General features: G+C 67.3%; 16 protein-coding genes and 1 other RNA gene. 5 read left to right on the top strand and 12 right to left on the bottom strand.

All coding sequences use genetic code 11. The features are described from left to right. From B0I00_RS08485 to B0I00_RS08465, 5 genes are all read right to left on the bottom strand, one after another. Positions 1-1,704 (bottom strand): ATP-binding protein, encoded by a 1,704-nt coding sequence (locus B0I00_RS08485; protein ID WP_408635221.1) that lies wholly within the window; start codon positions 1,702-1,704, stop codon positions 1-3. Between the two features lie 86 nt (positions 1,705-1,790). Then, on the bottom strand, positions 1,791-2,543 hold the full coding sequence (locus B0I00_RS08480; protein ID WP_100866935.1) for a TIGR02186 family protein: 753 nt from the start codon (positions 2,541-2,543) through the stop codon (positions 1,791-1,793). After that, entirely contained in the window at positions 2,540-3,454 is a 915-nt protein-coding gene (locus B0I00_RS08475; RefSeq protein WP_100866934.1) for a sulfite exporter TauE/SafE family protein, read from the bottom strand. Before B0I00_RS08475 ends, B0I00_RS08480 begins: the two co-directional genes overlap by 4 nt. Positions 3,455-3,506: 52 nt before the next feature. Further along, a complete protein-coding gene (locus B0I00_RS08470) occupies positions 3,507-4,640 on the bottom strand; it encodes a hypothetical protein (protein WP_100866933.1) in 1,134 nt (377 codons plus the stop codon). Beyond that, complete coding sequence (locus B0I00_RS08465) at positions 4,637-6,073, bottom strand: glycosyl transferase family protein (protein WP_232730169.1); 1,437 nt, start codon at positions 6,071-6,073, stop codon at positions 4,637-4,639. The genes B0I00_RS08470 and B0I00_RS08465 overlap by 4 nt, the downstream gene beginning before the upstream one ends. Positions 6,074-6,227: 154 nt before the next feature. Here B0I00_RS08465 and nhaA point away from each other — a divergent pair, with 154 nt between their 5' ends. After that, positions 6,228-7,427, top strand: coding sequence for a Na+/H+ antiporter NhaA (gene nhaA, locus B0I00_RS08460; RefSeq protein ID WP_100867169.1), 1,200 nt, complete (start codon positions 6,228-6,230; stop codon positions 7,425-7,427). Between the two features lie 6 nt (positions 7,428-7,433). On the opposite strand, the gene B0I00_RS08455 is transcribed toward nhaA, so the two are convergent. After that, positions 7,434-7,868 carry a VOC family protein gene (locus B0I00_RS08455; protein ID WP_100866932.1) on the bottom strand — a complete coding sequence of 145 codons (435 nt, stop codon included), beginning with the start codon at positions 7,866-7,868 and terminating at the stop codon, positions 7,434-7,436. Positions 7,869-7,955: 87 nt separating this feature from the next. Then, positions 7,956-8,756 carry a TorF family putative porin gene (locus tag B0I00_RS08450; protein WP_100866931.1) on the bottom strand — a complete coding sequence of 267 codons (801 nt, stop codon included), beginning with the start codon at positions 8,754-8,756 and terminating at the stop codon, positions 7,956-7,958. A 295-nt stretch (positions 8,757-9,051) separates the two neighbouring features. Between B0I00_RS08450 and B0I00_RS08445 the strand changes: the two genes are divergently transcribed. Together B0I00_RS08445 and B0I00_RS08440 are read left to right on the top strand one after the other, a co-directional pair. Then, a complete protein-coding gene (locus B0I00_RS08445) occupies positions 9,052-9,846 on the top strand; it encodes a metallophosphoesterase family protein (RefSeq protein ID WP_100866930.1) in 795 nt (264 codons plus the stop codon). After that, positions 9,846-11,153: a UDP-glucose dehydrogenase family protein gene (locus tag B0I00_RS08440; protein ID WP_100866929.1), complete on the top strand. Its 1,308-nt coding sequence runs from the start codon at positions 9,846-9,848 to the stop codon at positions 11,151-11,153. The genes B0I00_RS08445 and B0I00_RS08440 overlap by 1 nt, the downstream gene beginning before the upstream one ends. A 6-nt stretch (positions 11,154-11,159) precedes the next feature. On the opposite strand, the gene B0I00_RS08435 is transcribed toward B0I00_RS08440, so the two are convergent. The 5 genes from B0I00_RS08435 to B0I00_RS08415 form a co-directional block, all read right to left on the bottom strand. Further along, entirely contained in the window at positions 11,160-12,032 is an 873-nt protein-coding gene (locus B0I00_RS08435) for an aldose 1-epimerase family protein (protein ID WP_100866928.1), read from the bottom strand. Positions 12,033-12,098: 66 nt separating this feature from the next. After that, an RNA gene (rnpB, locus tag B0I00_RS08430) (RNase P RNA component class A) lies at positions 12,099-12,491 on the bottom strand. A gap of 8 nt (positions 12,492-12,499) precedes the next feature. Beyond that, positions 12,500-13,201 carry an N-acetylmuramoyl-L-alanine amidase gene (locus B0I00_RS08425; protein ID WP_100866927.1) on the bottom strand — a complete coding sequence of 234 codons (702 nt, stop codon included), beginning with the start codon at positions 13,199-13,201 and terminating at the stop codon, positions 12,500-12,502. Positions 13,202-13,208: 7 nt separating this feature from the next. Then, on the bottom strand, positions 13,209-13,850 hold the full coding sequence (locus B0I00_RS08420) for a histidine phosphotransferase family protein (protein ID WP_100866926.1): 642 nt from the start codon (positions 13,848-13,850) through the stop codon (positions 13,209-13,211). 27 nt (positions 13,851-13,877) lie between these two features. Then, the gene (locus B0I00_RS08415) at positions 13,878-14,279 is read right to left on the bottom strand and encodes a M67 family metallopeptidase (protein ID WP_332870770.1); all 402 of its coding nucleotides are present in this window, start codon (positions 14,277-14,279) and stop codon (positions 13,878-13,880) included. Between the two features lie 9 nt (positions 14,280-14,288). Between B0I00_RS08415 and B0I00_RS08410 the strand changes: the two genes are divergently transcribed. Then, positions 14,289-15,236 (top strand): RluA family pseudouridine synthase, encoded by a 948-nt coding sequence (locus tag B0I00_RS08410; RefSeq protein WP_100866925.1) that lies wholly within the window; start codon positions 14,289-14,291, stop codon positions 15,234-15,236. 98 nt (positions 15,237-15,334) lie between these two features. Then, positions 15,335-16,255 carry an RNA polymerase sigma factor RpoH gene (gene rpoH / locus B0I00_RS08405; protein ID WP_100867167.1) on the top strand — a complete coding sequence of 307 codons (921 nt, stop codon included), beginning with the start codon at positions 15,335-15,337 and terminating at the stop codon, positions 16,253-16,255. The last annotated feature ends 84 nt before the right edge of the window (positions 16,256-16,339 follow it).

Here is a 16,339-nt window from a genome sequence, read left to right as displayed (position 1 = left end):
TCAGCGGCCCTGCGCGCGCCAGCGCTGGACGGTGCGGTGGACCATTTCCTCTTCCCCGCCCGAGCTGTTCCACAGTTCGGCGAACGATGGGTCGGCCGAGGCCGGGCGCTTGATCTCTTCAAGGTCGTCGAAGCTGACGCGGATCGGGATCGACACGCCTTCGCCGCAGATGATGCATTCGCGGTTGCGCAGAGCGGGAATCGAATCGAGGAAGCCGCGCGCGCCTTCGGGCATGGCCGCCTTGACGAAGGCCTGGTCGCGATCGTTGTTGAGACGCATCGAGATGATCGTGCCGCACTGCGACAGCACTCCTTCGGCAAGATCCGAGGGACGCTGCGTGATCAGGCCGAGGCTGATCCCGTACTTGCGGCCTTCCTTCGCGATGCGCGACAGGATGCGGCCGACCGACGAACCATCGGCGTTCTTCTCGTTGGGCACGTAGCGGTGCGCTTCTTCGCAAACCAGCAGGACCGGCCGCGTCTTTTCATCGCGCGCCCAGATCGCGAAATCGAAGACGAGGCGGCTGAGCACGGCGACGACAGTGCTGGTGATGTCCGAAGGAACGCCCGACACGTCGATGATCGAGATCGGCTTGCCGCGGCTCGGCATGCGGAAGATCTTGGCGATGAAATCGGCCATGGTGTCGCCGACCAGCATCCCTGAGAACATGAATTGATAGCGCGGATCGCCCTTCAGTTCGTCGATCTTGGTCTTGATCCGCATGAACGGGGCCGAACTGGTCGCCTTGTCGAGCTTGCCCATCTCGTTCTGGAGAACATTGGTCAGGTCCGACAGGAGGTAGGGCACCGGGCTGTCGACCGTCAGCTTCCCCATGGTTTCGGCGAGGCGGTTCTTCATGCGCGCGGCGAGCAGGCACTTGGACAGGATGTCAGCGTCTTCCTGTCGCTGGTTGCCGGTGGAGGTCAGGAACACCTCGCAGTGTTCCTCGAAGTTCATCAGCCAGTAGGGCATCTGCAGGTTCGACACGTCGAAGATCATGCCGGTCTGCTTGAACGCAGCCGAATATTCGCCGTGCGGGTCGACCATCACGATGTGACCTTCGGGCGCATATTCGCAGATCCGGTGCAGGATCAGCGAGGCGCTGGTCGACTTGCCGGTGCCGGTCGAACCGAGCAGCGCAAAGTGCTTGCCGAGGAGCGCATCGATGTACAGCCCCGCGCGAATGTCGCGGGTCGGGAACACGGTGCCGATCTGGATATTGGCACGTCCGTCCGAGGCGTAGATCTGCTTGAGGTCGTTGCTGGTCGCCGGATAGATCAGCGCGCCCGGAATCGGGTAGCGCGTGACGCCGCGGCGGAACGAATGGATGCGCCCGGTAAGCCGTTCCTCGTCGCCTTCGCCAAGGAAGTCGATTGCGGCGAGAATGCCGCCCGGAGTCTTTGAATCCTGCCGCTGGGTGCGCACCGAGGCGAGCAGCCAGCCGCGCCCGACGCGGATCTTGACCTGACTGCCGACCTGGCCGGCCAGCGCGATCGACGGATCGGGATCGGCGGCGCATTCCTGGAGGCGTTGCAGGTCGAGCGCGATATGGCTGCCCGAACCGGCGATCTCCAGCACAACGCCGATCGGATCGCGCATGTTGTCGACCCCCGCTTCACCGGCCGCCCGGGCCGCGTCGGCCGGGATGTCGGCGATGGCGGCGGGACGCGCGGCAGCGTGCGGCGGAGAAGTCATGTCGTTCATTGAGGCGGCTTTCCCTTGCGACGGTCCTGGATCGATTGCCGGGAACCTAGCGCGCGCAGGGTTAAGAATGGACTAAGTCTGTTTGCTCAGACCAGCGCGAACAGGCGGCCAGCCAGGAAGCCCATCGCGACCGAAATCGCCACGGCGACAAGCCCGTAAAGGAACCCGTTGTTCTGGGCGAACAACTCGATCAGGCGGTCGAACCCCTGCTTCTGCACCTCGACCCGGCTAATTGCCGAAGCGACCACCCGCCCCTTGGTAATGGCGAACGTTTCGGCGGTGTAGGTGCCGGTCTGCACGTTCGAGGGCAAGGCGATGCGTGCCTGGTAAAGCACCTGTTCGTTCACCGTGACACCGTGGTTGTTCTCGAAATAGAGCCCGCCGCGCCGCATCAGGTCGACAAGACCCGCCGAAAACCGTGCCTGGTCGGTCGGATCGAAGGACCCGATCGGCGACAATTGCAGCCACGGCAGACCCAGCTCGTAAATCGCCGCGGTCTTGTCGTCGACGATCTGGCGGATTGGCCGCGACGAGGCGACGGCGAAGAAGGTCGGGGCGGAGCGGAACTCGGTGTTGTCGGCATTGACCCAGATGCCCGCGATCCTCTGCTTTTCGCGCAGCACGATCGACCGCGTCGGCCCCTTGAGGACCACGACGATGTCGTAATCCTGCCCGGCCCGCGTGCCCTCGGGCGTCAGGATCGCGCCGAACAGCAGCAGGTCCGCGCCGCGGAAGCCCTGCTGCACCTCGACCTTGTGCTGCGATATCTCGGGGACGAGGATCGGGTCGCGGGCGCCGGTCAGGGCCAGCAAGGCCAGCAGGGCGAACAGGCGCTTCACAGCGGCGCCACCGTGTAGATCTCGTCCGGTCGCCAGCCCAGGCCCAGCGCCAGGCGCAGGGCGATGATCAGGACCAGCGCGGCAAGAATGAAACGCAGACGCTCGGCCGGAATCTTCTGCGCCAGCTGCGCCCCGATCTGCGCGCCCGAGACCGATCCGATCAGCAGCAGCAGCGCGAGGACGACGTCGACCGCCTTGGTCGTCATGGCGTGCATCATGGTCGTCGCCATGGTCACGAACAGGATCTGGAACAGCGAGGTGCCGACCACGACGCCCGCGCTCATGCCGAGGATGTAGAGCATCGCCGGAACCAGCACGAAGCCGCCGCCGATGCCCATCAGCATGGTCAGGATGCCGGTGAATATGCCGAGGATGAGCGGCGCCAGCGGCGAAATGTAGAGGCCCGAGCGGTAGAACCGCCAGCGCAGCGGCAGGCTGGCGACCATCGGATGGTGGCGCCGCTTGCGGGCCGGGACCGGCACGCCGGTGCGCTGCGCCTTCAGCGCCTGCCAGCTTTCGCGCGCCATGATCCCGCCGATGCCGCCGAGCAGCAGCACGTAAAGCACGTTGATCACCACGTCGATCTGGCCGAGTTCCTGCAGCAGGCGAAAGATCCCAGCGCCCATCACCGTGCCGATGATCCCGCCCGCGACCATCACCGCACCCATCTGGTAATCGACCCCGGCGCGGCGCGAATGGGCGAGCACGCCCGAGACGCTCGCCCCGGTCACCTGGCTTGCGGCCGAGGCGGCGGCGACGGTCGGCGGGATGCCGTAGAAGATCATCAGCGGCGTGGTCAGGAACCCGCCGCCGACTCCGAACATGCCCGACAGGATGCCCGTCAGCGCCCCCAGCGCGACGATGACCAGGCCGTTGACCGAAAGGTTGGCGATCGGAAGGTAGACGTCCATGTCGTGGCCATGGGCCTACCCCAGCCGGGCGACAGAAAAAAGGCTCGCGGGGCTAAAAACCGGCGGACAGCGTAAGCGCCGGTCCCGAAGTGGGCGCGGCACCGCCGCCGACGCGGAAGCGCCAGTCGGCCGCAAGGCGTCCGCTGACCGGGCCGAGCGGCAGGTCGAGGGTCGCGGTGGGTCCGGCATCGATCCGGCTGGCGCCCTTCTGCGCGCCGCCCCACGCTCCCGCCCCGGCGCGCAGCTGCCAGCGCCCTGCCCCGACCAGACGGCGTTCGATCCGGCCCTGCCCGTCGGCGAAGGCTGTGGCATCACGTCCGCCGACATAGCCGGCCTGGACGTAGGCTTCGGCCCGCAGACCAAACGGCAGCCTGGCCGCCGGCAGTTCGCTTACCACGGCGGCGGCCGGGCGGACGACGGAGCCGGTCAAGGTGCGAGTGGCGCGTCCTTCGACCAGCGCGGCCAGGGGCACACCGGCCAGCGGGCGCAGCGCCAGTCCGGCGGCCAGTTCCTCGCCGCGCGGCGCGTGGAGCGCGCTCGTCGCGCGGACATAGAGTTCCGGCTTATGACGGCTCGCCGGGGCCAGGCGGTAGCGGATCACCGCGCCGGCCTGGCTTGCCCCATAGACGCCAGACGGCAGGTTCGCTCCGGGGAGGCCCGCCCCCGGCAGATTGAAGCCGTTGCCCCCGCGCCGCACCAGCGTCCACGCGTCGCCCGACCAGCGGCGCGCCAGCGGTGCAACCGGTGCGGGCGCGGCGAGCGGCGGGCGAGCTGCCTGAAGCAAGGCCGGCAGCGGCAACTGCGCCAAGGCCGCCGCGTAGAGCAGCTGGTGCCCGGCGGCGATCCGCGCAGGGGATCCTTGCAGCACCGGCGCCAGGAGGGGCGGGGGCGCGATGGTCGGCGCGGCGGGATCGGGCAAGGCCGGCATGATCGCGCCCGGCCGTTCCCCGGACCGTGGCAGCCTTGCGCGCGGCTGGACATCGGCCGGCGGCGGCGCAATGCCGGGCGTAGCCAGCGGCGCGACCGACGTTTCGGCCAGAACCGGAACGGTGCGCGGCGTAGAGACGAGTGCCGGGCTATCATCGCCCGAAAGCACGGCAAAGCGGAGACCCGACCAACCGGCCAGCACCACGGCCAGCACGACCAGCGGCTGCCCCCGCCGCGCTCCCGCCCGGGGCGCGGTCACGACCGTGCGCCTTCGCCGGCCGGCCGCATCGGGGCGACGAGCGCGGGATGGCCGTGGTGCGCCGTCTTGTCCCAGGTGACCGCCCCGCCGCTGAGCGAACGCACGTAGGCGACCAGCGCGCGCCGGCCCGCCATGATCGCGATGATATTGGCAACCGGCATTCGCAGCATGGCGAGCGCGCCTTCCGCGAGGCCGTATTCGCGCGCCGTGAACACCGCGCGCGAAGCCAGCCGCCAGACGAACCCGGCCATGGACAAAGCCAGCATGGCCTGCAGCGCCGTGGAATGCGGTTCGGGCCGGACAAAACCCTGTCGTGCGGCCAAGAGCAGCAAGGCCTCGATCGCGAGAAGGGCATAGGCGGCAAACAGCACGATCGCGGTCAGCGGCCCGCGCCGATCGCGCAGCGCCATCCACAGTTCGAGCGGCCGCGCGCTCCAGCCCATGCGGTCCCAGCCCTGGAAGGCGATGCCGTGAACCCAGCGGGTCTTCTGGCGTACCGCGGTCGACAGTTCCGCCGGGAAGTAACTCGACGTGGCGACCAGATCGCCCTCGGCGTCGCGCAGCCTGAGGAAGGTGCTGCCGCGGCCTTCGCGTGACAGCATCATGCCCAGTTCGTAGTCCTCGGTCAGGCATTCGGTGGCAAAAGGTCCGTCGCCGCCGCGTTCGCGGACCAGGCGGCCGAGCGCCTCGCGCGCGAAGCCGCAGCCGACGCCCGCCGCAGGTATCGCCGCCCCCACCACCGAGCGCACGACCAGCGCCTTCGCATGGGCCTCGGTGAACTCGTCGGCATAGTGCCCCGCGACCCAGCGCGAGTCCGGTTGCAGCGCCGGACGCACCGGCAATTGCACGAAGTCGTACGCGCCGAGCGCCGTGTCGATCACCTGCAAAGCGGCCGGATGGACCATGTCCTCGGCGTCCTGCAGCACGACCCCCCGGAACGGTGTGAGGCTCCGCCGCTCGTCGCAGGACAGCGCGGCGTAGAGCCGGTTGAGGCAATCGGCCTTGGTCGTCGGGCCGGCGGCGCCGTTAATGACCAGTCGGACGCGCGGATCGCCGGTCGCGCCGGCCATTGCCGCCTCCAGCGTGGCCGGATCGTTGCCATAGCACCCGATATAGAAGCGCACCTGGTCTTGCGGCCAGGCGCCGGCCATGTGCCGCACGGTCGTGGCGATGACGCCGGCTTCCTCAAAGGCCGGTACGAAGACGGCGATCGGCCCTGCCAGCGGCGCGGCGCCATATCCGCGCGGCAGGGCGGGGGTGCGTGCGCGGCCGGTCAGGCGCAGCCACAGCCAGGTGAGGTCGACCGCGAACTCGTCCACGAGGCCGACAACGAACCAGAATGCAGCAAAAACCAGAAGCTCCCGCTCGATCGGGACAAGAACCTGCACCGCCGCTGCCCAAGCGGTTTCAGCCGACACCATGTTTTCGCCCATGCCCCCGTTTATCCCGTCGAATCAGCACCCTAGTGATGGACGGGCAGCATGGCAACGCATTGCAAAGCCTTATGGCTGCGACGGCCTCGCCGCCGCGGGCACGCCCTTTTCGATTTGGCTTGTGCCGCCTGCGCGCATCGGCAATTTGGCCATCATGGGCACCCCGCGCCGCCATCCCGTATCGCACGCCGCCGCCACGGTCCTGCGCCTCTTCAGGGGCGAGTCCGGAGCCGGCGTGCTGCTGATCGCCGTCGCCCTGGCGGCAATGATCGCAGCAAATTCGCCTTGGGCGGAAGGCTACCACGATCTGTTCCACGGCCCGCTCGGCTGGACCCCGATCGCCAAGCTGGATACCTGGCACCTGTGGATCAACGACGCGGTAATGGCGCTGTTCTTTTTCCTCGTCGGGCTGGAGATCAAGCGCGAGGTGCTCGACGGCGAGCTTGCCAGCCCAGCGCAGCGGCGCCTGCCGGTGCTTGCGGCATTGGCCGGCATGGTCCTGCCCGCCGCCGTGTTCCTGTTCGTCACGCGCGGCGATCCAGACGTAAGCGCCGGCTGGGCCATTCCGGCAGCCACCGACATCGCCTTTGCCGTCGGCGTGCTGAGCCTGCTCGGCAGCCGCGTGCCGCCATCGTTGCGGCTGTTCCTGCTGACCGTGGCGATCGTCGACGATCTTGGCGCGGTGGCGATCATCGCGCTTGCCTATACAGCGGCGATCGACCTGTTCTGGCTCGGCATTGGCGGGGCGGCGCTGGCGGCCCTGATCGCCTTCAACCGTATGCGCGTGACCAGCACCTGGCCGTTCATTGCCGGCGCGCTGGCCTTGTGGTTCGCCGTTCTCCATTCAGGCGTTCACGCGACAGTTGCCGGGGTGGCGGCGGCGCTGTGCGTGCCGCTGCGGGTCAGGGGCGCCCGGGACAGCATGCTGTTGCGCATGGAACACGCGCTGGCGCCGCTCAGCGCCTACCTGGTCGTGCCGTTGTTCGGCTTCGCCAACGCCGGCGTGCACCTGCCGTCAGGCGAGGGGCCGGGCTTTCTCGATACCTTGCCGCTGGGCGTTGCACTGGGGCTGTTCCTGGGCAAGCAGCTGGGCATCCTCGGCGCGGTCGTCGCGGCCGAACGGCTGGGCTTTGCCGCGCGTCCCGCCGGGGCCAGCCTGGCCCAGCTGTGGGGCGTGTCGCTGCTGTGCGGGATCGGCTTCACGATGAGCCTGTTCATTGCCCAGCTGGCCTTCCCTGCCAGCCCCATGCTGGTCGAGGAGGCGAAGCTGGGGGTCATCGCGGGATCGACCGCGGCCGCGCTGGCGGGCTTTGCCGTGCTGTGGCTGGCGGGGGGCCGGCGGCTGGCCGCCTGACCGGGCTTACCAGGTGCCGGTGTTGGGCATCGAGGCCCACGGCTCCTGCGGGGGCAGATGCCCGTCCTGCAGCAGTTCCACCGAAATGCCATCGGGCGATTTGACGAAGGCCATGTGACCGTCGCGTGGGGGGCGGTGGATGATGTGGCCGGCGGCCTGCAGCCGCGCGCAGGTGTCGTAGATATCGTCGACCCGGTAGGCGAGGTGCCCGAAATTGCGCCCGCCGGTATAGCTCTCGCCCGCACCGTCGTCGGCCGGCCAGTTGTACGTCAGTTCGACCTCGGCCACGCCCTCGTCACCCGGTGCGGCGAGGAAGATCAGCGTGAAGCGGCCCTGTTCGCTGGAAAAGCGGCGGACTTCGCTGACCCCGATCAGGTCGAAGAAGGCGATCGTCGCGTCCGGATCGTTGACGCGGATCATGGTGTGGAGATAGCGGGTCATGGCCGCCGCGCTATCACGCCTGCCGCATACAGAAAAGGCCCGCCCCGCGAAATGCGCGGAGCGGGCCTGTTCCTGCGAACGTCTCGTTTAGAACGAAACCTTCAGCGTCCCGACGACTGCGTCGTCCGAGAAACCATCGATCGAATTGCCCTCGACGCCGAGGTAGGTCACGCCGACGGAGAGGTTCTTGGTAATGTTGGCGGTCGCGCCGACCGAGTAGTCGAAGCCGCCATCGTAGCTGGCGCTCTGACCGGTCAGGAACTTGGGCGACTGCGCGCCGTCCGCATAGCCAAGGTGAGCCGACAGGCTGATCGGCGTGTTGGGAACACCGATGCCCAGATCGGTGTAGACGTAGAGGTTGTCGTCGCCCACGCCGTCGGCGTTGAAGTCGAGCGCTTCCTGCTTCCAGGCATAGGCGACGCCGACCTTGGCGGTCGCCGGGCCGAACGCGGTGCTGAGCGAGGCATAGGGTTCGAAGTAGTCGCCGCTCGCGCCCGAGGGAACGAGGACGCCGTCACCGGCCGGATAGGCATAGTAGACGAGGCCGAGGTCAGCGGTGAGACCCGGGGTTACTTCACCCGTCCAGCCGGCAAAGAGGTCCACTTCCATCGAACCGTAAACGTCCGCGCCGTCCTGCTGCAGGCTCGATGCCCAGGTGCCGACGTAGAAGCCGCTCGAGTGGTTGACGTTGATCCCGCCCTGGATTGCCGGATCGCCGGCCGACAGCGACAGGCCGCGGAAGCGGTAGTCCGTCACGATCGCGGCGTTTCCGGTGATGGTGAAGTCCGACGGCGGATCGGTTTCGTCCTGGGCGAAGGCCGGCGAAGCCATGAAGGCGCTGCCCGCAAGGACAGTGGCGGCCAGAAGACCGCGAATCGACGTCTGCATGATAATTTCCCTCGTTAAGTTGCACATGATCCAAAGACCGCTGCGCCCCCCCTGCGACCGGCGCGAGAACCTCGTTGCGGGTTCCGTCACGCCAGACGAGCGTGTCATGCGGGCAATTGCTGCACCGCACAAGAGCCAAAGCGACACATCGTTGCGCAAACATCCAGCCTGTTGCAATTTCGCAACGCTGCTGTGACAGCGCCGGCAGCATCTTGTCGCGCCGGCGCCCCGCTCCGCCGGTCATTGTGGTGACAGGTTGCCCCGGCTATAGCCCGGCCGCCCCGCTGACCCGCCCATGCCCACGTTTCGTAGCCTCTTTGCCCGCCGACCGGCCCGGCCCGTGCCCGCCCTTCCGGCGGGCCAGCGCGTCTATGCGATCGGCGACGTGCATGGCTGCGCCCGACTGTTCGACGCGCTGGTCGATGCGATCGAAGCGGACGACGAGATGCGCGCCGGTGCCGAGACCACTATCGTCCTGCTTGGCGATCTGATCGACCGCGGCCCCGACAGCGCCGGCGTGGTTGCCCGCGCCCGCGCCTTGCAGCAGCGCCGTCCAGTGCGCCTGCTGATGGGCAACCACGAAGAGATGCTGCTCGACGCGCTGGAGGACGAAGCGATCCTGCGCGAGTTCCTGCGCTATGGCGGGCGCGAAACGCTGCTGTCCTATGGCGTCGATCCAGCCGCCTATCACGCCGCCGACCTTGCCGAGGTCGGAGCCTTGCTGCGCGCCCATGTTCCTCAGGCCGACTTCGATTTTCTCGCCGGCGGCGAATCCCGCATTGCCCTCGGCGACTATCTGTTCGTTCACGCCGGCGTTCGCCCCGGCACGGCGCTGGACGAGCAGAGGGCATCGGACCTTCGCTGGATCCGCGGGCCGTTCCTGGCCCAGGACGACGGCTTCGGCGCGGTGGTAGTGCATGGTCACACGATCTTCGCTAAGCCCGAGATAAGGACAGGGCGGATCGGGATCGATACCGGAGCCTATGCCCACGGCTGCTTGACCGCGCTGGGCCTCGACGGCAGCGAACGCTGGCTGATCGAGGCCCAGGACAACGACGGCGCGATCACCATCGCGCAAAGGAGCATTTGATGAAGATCGCAATGGTCGGTTCAGGCTATGTCGGCCTTGTTTCGGGCGCCTGTTTTGCCGATTTCGGGCACGACGTCGTCTGCATCGACAAGGACCCGGCCAAGATCGACAGCCTGAAGAATGGCGTCATGCCGATCTACGAGCCGGGCCTTGCCGAACTGGTCGGCAGCAACGTGCGCGCCGGCCGGCTGACCTTTACCACCGACCTCGCCGAGGGAATCGCGGATGCGAGCGCCATCTTCATCGCGGTGGGCACCCCCAGCCGGCGCGGCGACGGCCACGCCGACCTGTCCTTCGTCTATGCCGTGGCCGAGGAAATCGGCGCCAACCTGAAGCAGCCGGCGGTGATCGTGACCAAGTCAACCGTGCCGGTCGGCACCGGCGACGAGGTCGAGCGGATCCTGGGCGAAGCGAACCCCGGCGTGAAGTTCGCCGTCGCCTCCAACCCCGAATTCCTGCGCGAAGGCGCGGCGATCGGCGATTTCAAACATCCCGACCGCATCGTAGTGGGTACCGAGGACGACTGGGCCCGCGGGGTCATGACCGAGGTCTATCGCCCGCTGTTCCTCAACAAGTCGCCGATGCTTTTCACCAGCCGCCGCTCGAGCGAGCTGATCAAGTATGCGGCCAACGCGTTCCTCGCGGTCAAGATCACCTTCATCAACGAAATGGCGGACCTGTGCGAAAAGGTCGGCGCAGACGTGCAGGACGTGTCGCGCGGGATCGGCATGGACGGGCGGATCGGAGCAAAGTTCCTCCATGCCGGTCCCGGCTATGGCGGATCGTGCTTTCCCAAGGACACGCTCGCCCTGCTCAAGACCGCCGAGGACTACGAGGCGCCGACCCGCATCGTGGAGGCGGTGGTCAAGGTCAACGACGCCCGCAAGCGCGCCATGGGGCGCAAGGTGATCGAGGCGCTGGGCGGCATGGACGCAGCGCGCGGCAAAAAGGTCGCGCTGCTTGGCCTGACCTTCAAGCCCAACACCGACGACATGCGCGATGCCCCCGCGATCGCCATCGCGCTCGCCCTGGCCGACGCCGGCGTCGAAGTGACCGCCTATGATCCCGAGGGCATGGAACTCGCCAAGCCGCTGATGCCCGATGTGACGATGTGCGCCAGCGCCTATGCCGCGATCGAGGGCGCAGACGCGACGGTGATCGTGACCGAATGGGACGCCTTCCGCGCGCTCGACCTGGATCGGATCAAGCGCATCGCCGCGCCCGTTCTGGTCGACCTGCGCAATGTCTACGACCCGGCCGAAGTGCGCGCCAACGGCTTCACCTACGTCAGCGTCGGGCGGCCCTGACGCGCGTCAGCGCTCGAGCGTCAGGTTCAAGGCAAAGCGCGCCTCGTCGCCGGGCTGGACCAGGACGACGCCGGGCTTGTCGCGGATATCGCCGGTAAAACCTGCCGGATCGGGCTGCCCCTGCCACGGCTCGATGCAGACATAGTCCGCGCCTGGCTTCGTCCAGACGACGAGATAGGGCATCCCCTCGAAATCGACCCGCAGACCGGGTTTGCCCGGCGCGCCATAGGTCACGCTGCGCGAGACTGGCGCGTCGAAAACCAGGGCGTCGTCGTCGAACAGGCCGTCGTCGAGGCGGAGCGTCCCTCGCTCGACCGGCGATGGCAGGCGCTCTGCTCGCAACAGTCCGTCCTCATCAAGGCGGCGGATCGGCGCAGGCTCATCCTCGGCGAAGGTCAGGCAGTGATCGCCGCGCGGCGCCCCGAACGGCAGCGGCCAGCGAAGCGCCGGATGGAAGCCGAAGCTCAGCGGCATGGTCTTTTCGCCGGTGTTGGTGACCACCGCCTTGCAGGTCAGCGTCGCCCCTTCGACGCTGTGCGTCACGTCGAGAACGAATTCGAAGGGATAGTCCTCGCGGGTGTCGGGCGTATCGACCAGGCGAAAGGTGGCGAGGTCGGCGCGCGTGTCGACCAGGGCGAAAGTGCTGACGCGCGCGAAGCCGTGCCGGGCCATGGGGTAGTTGCGCCCGCCATAGCGGAAGTGGCCTTCCGCAAGCGCGCCGACGATAGGGAACAAGAGCGGAGCGCGTCCGCTCCATACCGCCGGATCGCCGTCCCACAGAAGTTCGAGGCCGTCGGCGGTCGTCAGGCGCTGCAATTCGGCCCCGCGCGGACTGATTTCGGCGCGGAGCTGGTCGGAGGCGATAACGGCGTTCGGCATAGGACAACCAGAAAGCACGCCCGGCCGCCCGGTTCCATCGGCCATTGGTCGTCACGCACAGATTAATACGCCAGGGGGCCTGTAAGCCGGGTTCTGTAGCGCGGACGGTATCCCTGAAGAGAGACCGTATCCGCACTGGCAGCCATTCCTCTAGGCGATGCATTGCTGCACCGCTCAAGCAATCAACCCGGGCGGTCGGGTCCGAAACTGACCTGCTGTTGCCAGCGTGCCGCCCCTATTCGATCTTGCTCCGGGTGGGGTTTGCCGTGCGGGTCCTGTTACCAGCACCCCGGTGCGCTCTTACCGCACCCTTTCACCCTTACCTCCTCAGAGGCGGTCTGCTCTCTGTGGCACTTTCCCTGGGGTCACCCCCGGCGGGCATTACCCGCCACCCTTGTTTCGTGGAGCCCGGACTTTCCTCGCGGCTCTTGCGAACCCCGCGGCTGCCCGGCCCCCTGGCGTCCGGCCTATCTAGTCTTTCCACTGTCGCGATCCAACAACAAAGAGAACAGCATGGCCGAACACTCCCCGTCGACCTGCCCGTCGAGGATGTGCGGGCGGAAGCGGCGCTGGAAGGCACGGGCTGCAGCCTGCTGGTCGGAAATGTCGTAGCCCCAGCGCTCCAGCGCAAGGAAGAACGCACCGTCGTTCTCGAACGGGCTGGGCATGGTGACGCGCGGGGTCTTCAGCGCCAGGCGGTGCGCGGCAAGCAGGTCCCAGTCGAACAGTTCGCCCGGATCGTCCTTGCGCGCCGGGGCAACGTCGGAATGGCCGACCACGTTGGCGCGGGGCACGTCGTATCGCTGGACGATTTCGGCGAGCAGCGGCAGCAGCGCCTCCATCTGTGCGTCGGGGAACGGGCGATACCCGAACTCATGGCCCGGGTTCACCAGCTCGATCCCGACGCTGGCCGAATTGATGTCGGTTTCGCCCCGCCAGAAGCTCTTGCCGGCGTGCCAGGCGCGGCGGTCCTCGCGCACCAGGCGGTGCACGCTGCCGTCCTCCTCGATCATGTAATGCGCCGAAACCTGGGCATCGGGATCGCACATCCGCTCGAGCGCGGCCTCGGCGCTTTCCATACCGGTGTAGTGGAGCACTACCATCGACACCGGCAGCAGGCGTTCGTTCCAGTTGGGCGACGGGCTTTCGTAGTGGACCAGGTCGCTCATTGCTGGCTCAGGCGTCCGGAAGCACCGCGCCCATGACCAGCGCTTCGGGCGACAGAGCATATTGCAGCCCTCCGCCCTGCCGCTTGGCGAGCTGGTGGAGCATCCAGGCCGGCGCGGTGCGGCTCGACAGGTCAGCCACCGGCAGCGTTCCGTCGAGCGCTTGGCCCACGGTCTGGTCGAAGGCGATCTTGGGACCGGCGGCGCGGACCACGATCTCGCTGGCGCCGCCGCGCTGTTCGGCTCCGACATCCAGCGTGCCGCCGCGCACCAGCGCCTCGATCCCGATGTGGGCAAGGTTGAGCAGGATCTTGACCGCGGGCTTGGGCAAGCTGGCGGTGCCCAGCGCCCAGTTGACCTGGGTGCGGCCGCCGGGCCCTGCCAAGGCGTCGACCAGCGCGCGCGGCTCTTCCACCGACACCATGTCGCCAAAGCCGCCCGCCGCGCCGAAGGCAAGGCGGAAGAACTTGAGCTTGTCGGCGCTGGTCCTCGCGCTCTGTTCGAGCAGTTCCATGCAGCGCTTGCGCATTTCCGGGTCCTTCTCCTCGGCGAGGAGTTCCAGCCCGTTGGTCATCGCGCCGACCGGCGAGAGCAGGTCGTGACACAGGCGCGAACAGAGCAGGCTGGCAAGGTCTACGGAGGCGTCGGTCATCAAGGATCCTTCTGGTTAGCCCCGTCCTTAGCCTTCGACGAGTCGCAGGCCAAGCGCCGTGAAGCCGCCCGGCGCATCCCGCCACCAGCCGACCGCGGGGCCGGCGACGATCGCCCAGACCCGGCCATCTCCGCTCGCCTGTGCCCGGTCGGTGGCCGATGGCTCGGCCGGTCCGGCGGGATGCGAATGGTAATAGCCGACGATCTGCGGTCCGCCCGCCCGCTCCGCCTTGTGGGCGGCGATCAGCGCGGCCGGATCGATCTCGAAATGGCGCGCCGGATCGGGGTGGACGTTGGCTGCCGGCACGACGCTGTCGATCCGCCCGCCGCGCCCCAGCAGCAGCCCGCAGCACTCCAGCGGATCCGCGAGCGTCGCTTCTTCGCGCAGTGTGGCAAGCGCGCCACTTGTCACCTCCACATGCATGCCCATGTTCTAGCCATGATCCGGGGGGAACGCATCATCGAAGGCGTGATCGGCGCGGGCGGCCGGCTGGACAAGGCCCTGGCCGAGGCCACGGACCTTTCGCGCGAGCGGATAAAGGCCCTGCTTGGCGAAGGCCGCGTGACCCTGTCGGGCAAGCCGGCGGGTCAGGCCAGCGGCAAAGTGGCCGAAGGCACGGCCTTTGCCATCGCCGTGCCCGAAGCCGCCCCGTCCGAGGCCGAGGCGCAGGACATTCCGCTGGTCGTCGCCTACGAGGACGAGCACCTCATCGTGATCGACAAGCCGGCGGGCCTCGTGGTTCACCCGGCGGCCGGCAATCTGGACGGCACGCTGGTCAACGCGCTGCTGCACCATTGCCGCGGGCAGCTGTCGGGCATCGGCGGCGTGGCGCGGCCGGGGATCGTCCACCGCATCGACAAGGACACCTCGGGGCTTCTGGTGGCCGCCAAGACCGATGCCGCGCACGAAGGACTGGCCAGGCAGTTCGCCGACCATTCGATCGAGCGCGCCTATCTGGCGATCGTCGGCGGGCTTCCCGTGCCCCTGTCCGGAACGGTGCGCGGGGCGATCGCCCGCTCGTCGACCAACCGCAAGAAGATGGCGCTGGTCGAGGACGGACGCGGCAAGCATGCCGTCACGCATTACCGCACCCTGGAACGGCTCGATTCCGCCGCGCTGGTCGAATGCCGACTGGAGACCGGCCGGACCCACCAGGTGCGCGTTCACATGGCATCAATTGGTCATGCGCTATTGGGTGATCCTGTCTATGGCCGCACTCCTTCGCGCCTCCGCCCGATTCTCTCCCGATTGTCCTTTGCCCGCCAGGCGTTGCATGCGGCCGTTATCGGCTTCGTTCACCCCGTGACGGGACACGCCGTGCGCTGCGAGAGCGTGCTCCCTGCCGATATGGAGGAACTGTTGGTCGAATTGCGGCGTTCAAGCTGATCTATTGGTGTAGAAGTGTACTCTATGTGGCCACCGCCGCGGGATGCCTTTAAGGGTCCGGTAAAGGTGGGCGACGATTGAAAGGACGAATGAAGACGATGTCCGAACGCGAAAGCAACCTGCCTGCAACCGGCAGCACGGTGATGCCCAGCCTTTCCGGCGAACAGGGGCTCAACCGCTATCTCGCTGAAATCAAGAAATTTCCGATCCTGACGGCCGAGCAGGAATACATGCTCGCCAAGCGTTATGCCGAACACCAGGATCCCGAAGCGGCCAAGCAGCTGGTGACCAGCCACCTGCGACTCGTGGCGAAGATCGCCATGGGCTATCGCGGCTATGGCCTGCCCGTTTCCGAACTGATCGCCGAAGGCAACATCGGCCTTATGCAGGGCGTGAAGAAGTTCGAACCCGATCGCGGCTTCCGCCTGGCGACCTACGCCATGTGGTGGATCAAGGCGTCGATCCAGGAATTCATCCTGCGCAGCTGGTCCCTCGTCAAGATGGGCACCACCGCGGCGCAGAAGAAGCTGTTCTTCAACCTGCGGCGCATGAAAAAGAACCTCGATGCCTACGAGGATTCGGACCTGCATCCCGATCAGGTGCGCAAGATCGCGACCGATCTCGGCGTATCCGAGCAGGAAGTGGTCAACATGAACCGCCGGATGATGATGGGCGGCGATGCCTCGCTCAACATCTCGTTCAACGAGGACGGCGAAGGCCAGTGGCAGGACATGCTGGAAGATGCCGGCCCGCTGCAGGACCAGATCGTCGAGGACGCCCAGGAAGCGAGCACGCGCCACGCCCTTCTGGTCGAAGCGATGGACAGCCTCAACGACCGGGAGCGGCACATCCTCACCCAGCGTCGCCTGATCGACGATCCCAAGACGCTGGAAGAGCTGAGCCAGGAATACAACGTCAGCCGGGAACGCGTCCGCCAGATCGAGGTGCGCGCCTTCGAAAAGCTGCAGAAGGCGATGATCCGCATCGCCACCGACAAGCGCCTGCTCGCCGCAGCCTGACGCGAGTCCTGAGCCGAATACGGGGCCGGTCGACCTGTTCGACCGGCCTTTTTTCATGCGTCACAGCACTGTCATGCCGGTGCC

Origin of the sequence: Novosphingobium kunmingense (genome assembly GCF_002813245.1) — a bacterium.
Classification (GTDB): Bacteria; Pseudomonadota; Alphaproteobacteria; order Sphingomonadales; family Sphingomonadaceae; genus Novosphingobium; species Novosphingobium kunmingense.
This window is presented reverse-complemented; position numbering and strand designations above follow the sequence as displayed.

What these genes read in the sequence shown, in the direction of transcription:
- B0I00_RS08485 (WP_408635221.1), bottom strand. Translation starts at nt 1,704, where the DNA reads ATGAACGACATGACTTCTCCGCCGCACGCTGCCGCGCGTCCCGCCGCC.
- B0I00_RS08475 (WP_100866934.1), bottom strand. Translation starts at nt 3,454, where the DNA reads ATGGACGTCTACCTTCCGATCGCCAACCTTTCGGTCAACGGCCTGGTC.
- B0I00_RS08465 (WP_232730169.1), bottom strand. Translation starts at nt 6,073, where the DNA reads ATGGGCGAAAACATGGTGTCGGCTGAAACCGCTTGGGCAGCGGCGGTG.
- nhaA (WP_100867169.1), top strand. Translation starts at nt 6,228, where the DNA reads ATGGGCACCCCGCGCCGCCATCCCGTATCGCACGCCGCCGCCACGGTC.
- B0I00_RS08455 (WP_100866932.1), bottom strand. Translation starts at nt 7,868, where the DNA reads ATGACCCGCTATCTCCACACCATGATCCGCGTCAACGATCCGGACGCG.
- B0I00_RS08450 (WP_100866931.1), bottom strand. Translation starts at nt 8,756, where the DNA reads ATGCAGACGTCGATTCGCGGTCTTCTGGCCGCCACTGTCCTTGCGGGC.
- B0I00_RS08445 (WP_100866930.1), top strand. Translation starts at nt 9,052, where the DNA reads ATGCCCACGTTTCGTAGCCTCTTTGCCCGCCGACCGGCCCGGCCCGTG.
- B0I00_RS08440 (WP_100866929.1), top strand. Translation starts at nt 9,846, where the DNA reads ATGAAGATCGCAATGGTCGGTTCAGGCTATGTCGGCCTTGTTTCGGGC.
- B0I00_RS08435 (WP_100866928.1), bottom strand. Translation starts at nt 12,032, where the DNA reads ATGCCGAACGCCGTTATCGCCTCCGACCAGCTCCGCGCCGAAATCAGT.
- B0I00_RS08425 (WP_100866927.1), bottom strand. Translation starts at nt 13,201, where the DNA reads ATGAGCGACCTGGTCCACTACGAAAGCCCGTCGCCCAACTGGAACGAA.
- B0I00_RS08420 (WP_100866926.1), bottom strand. Translation starts at nt 13,850, where the DNA reads ATGACCGACGCCTCCGTAGACCTTGCCAGCCTGCTCTGTTCGCGCCTG.
- B0I00_RS08415 (WP_332870770.1), bottom strand. Translation starts at nt 14,279, where the DNA reads ATGGGCATGCATGTGGAGGTGACAAGTGGCGCGCTTGCCACACTGCGC.
- B0I00_RS08410 (WP_100866925.1), top strand. Translation starts at nt 14,289, where the DNA reads ATGATCCGGGGGGAACGCATCATCGAAGGCGTGATCGGCGCGGGCGGC.
- rpoH (WP_100867167.1), top strand. Translation starts at nt 15,335, where the DNA reads ATGTCCGAACGCGAAAGCAACCTGCCTGCAACCGGCAGCACGGTGATG.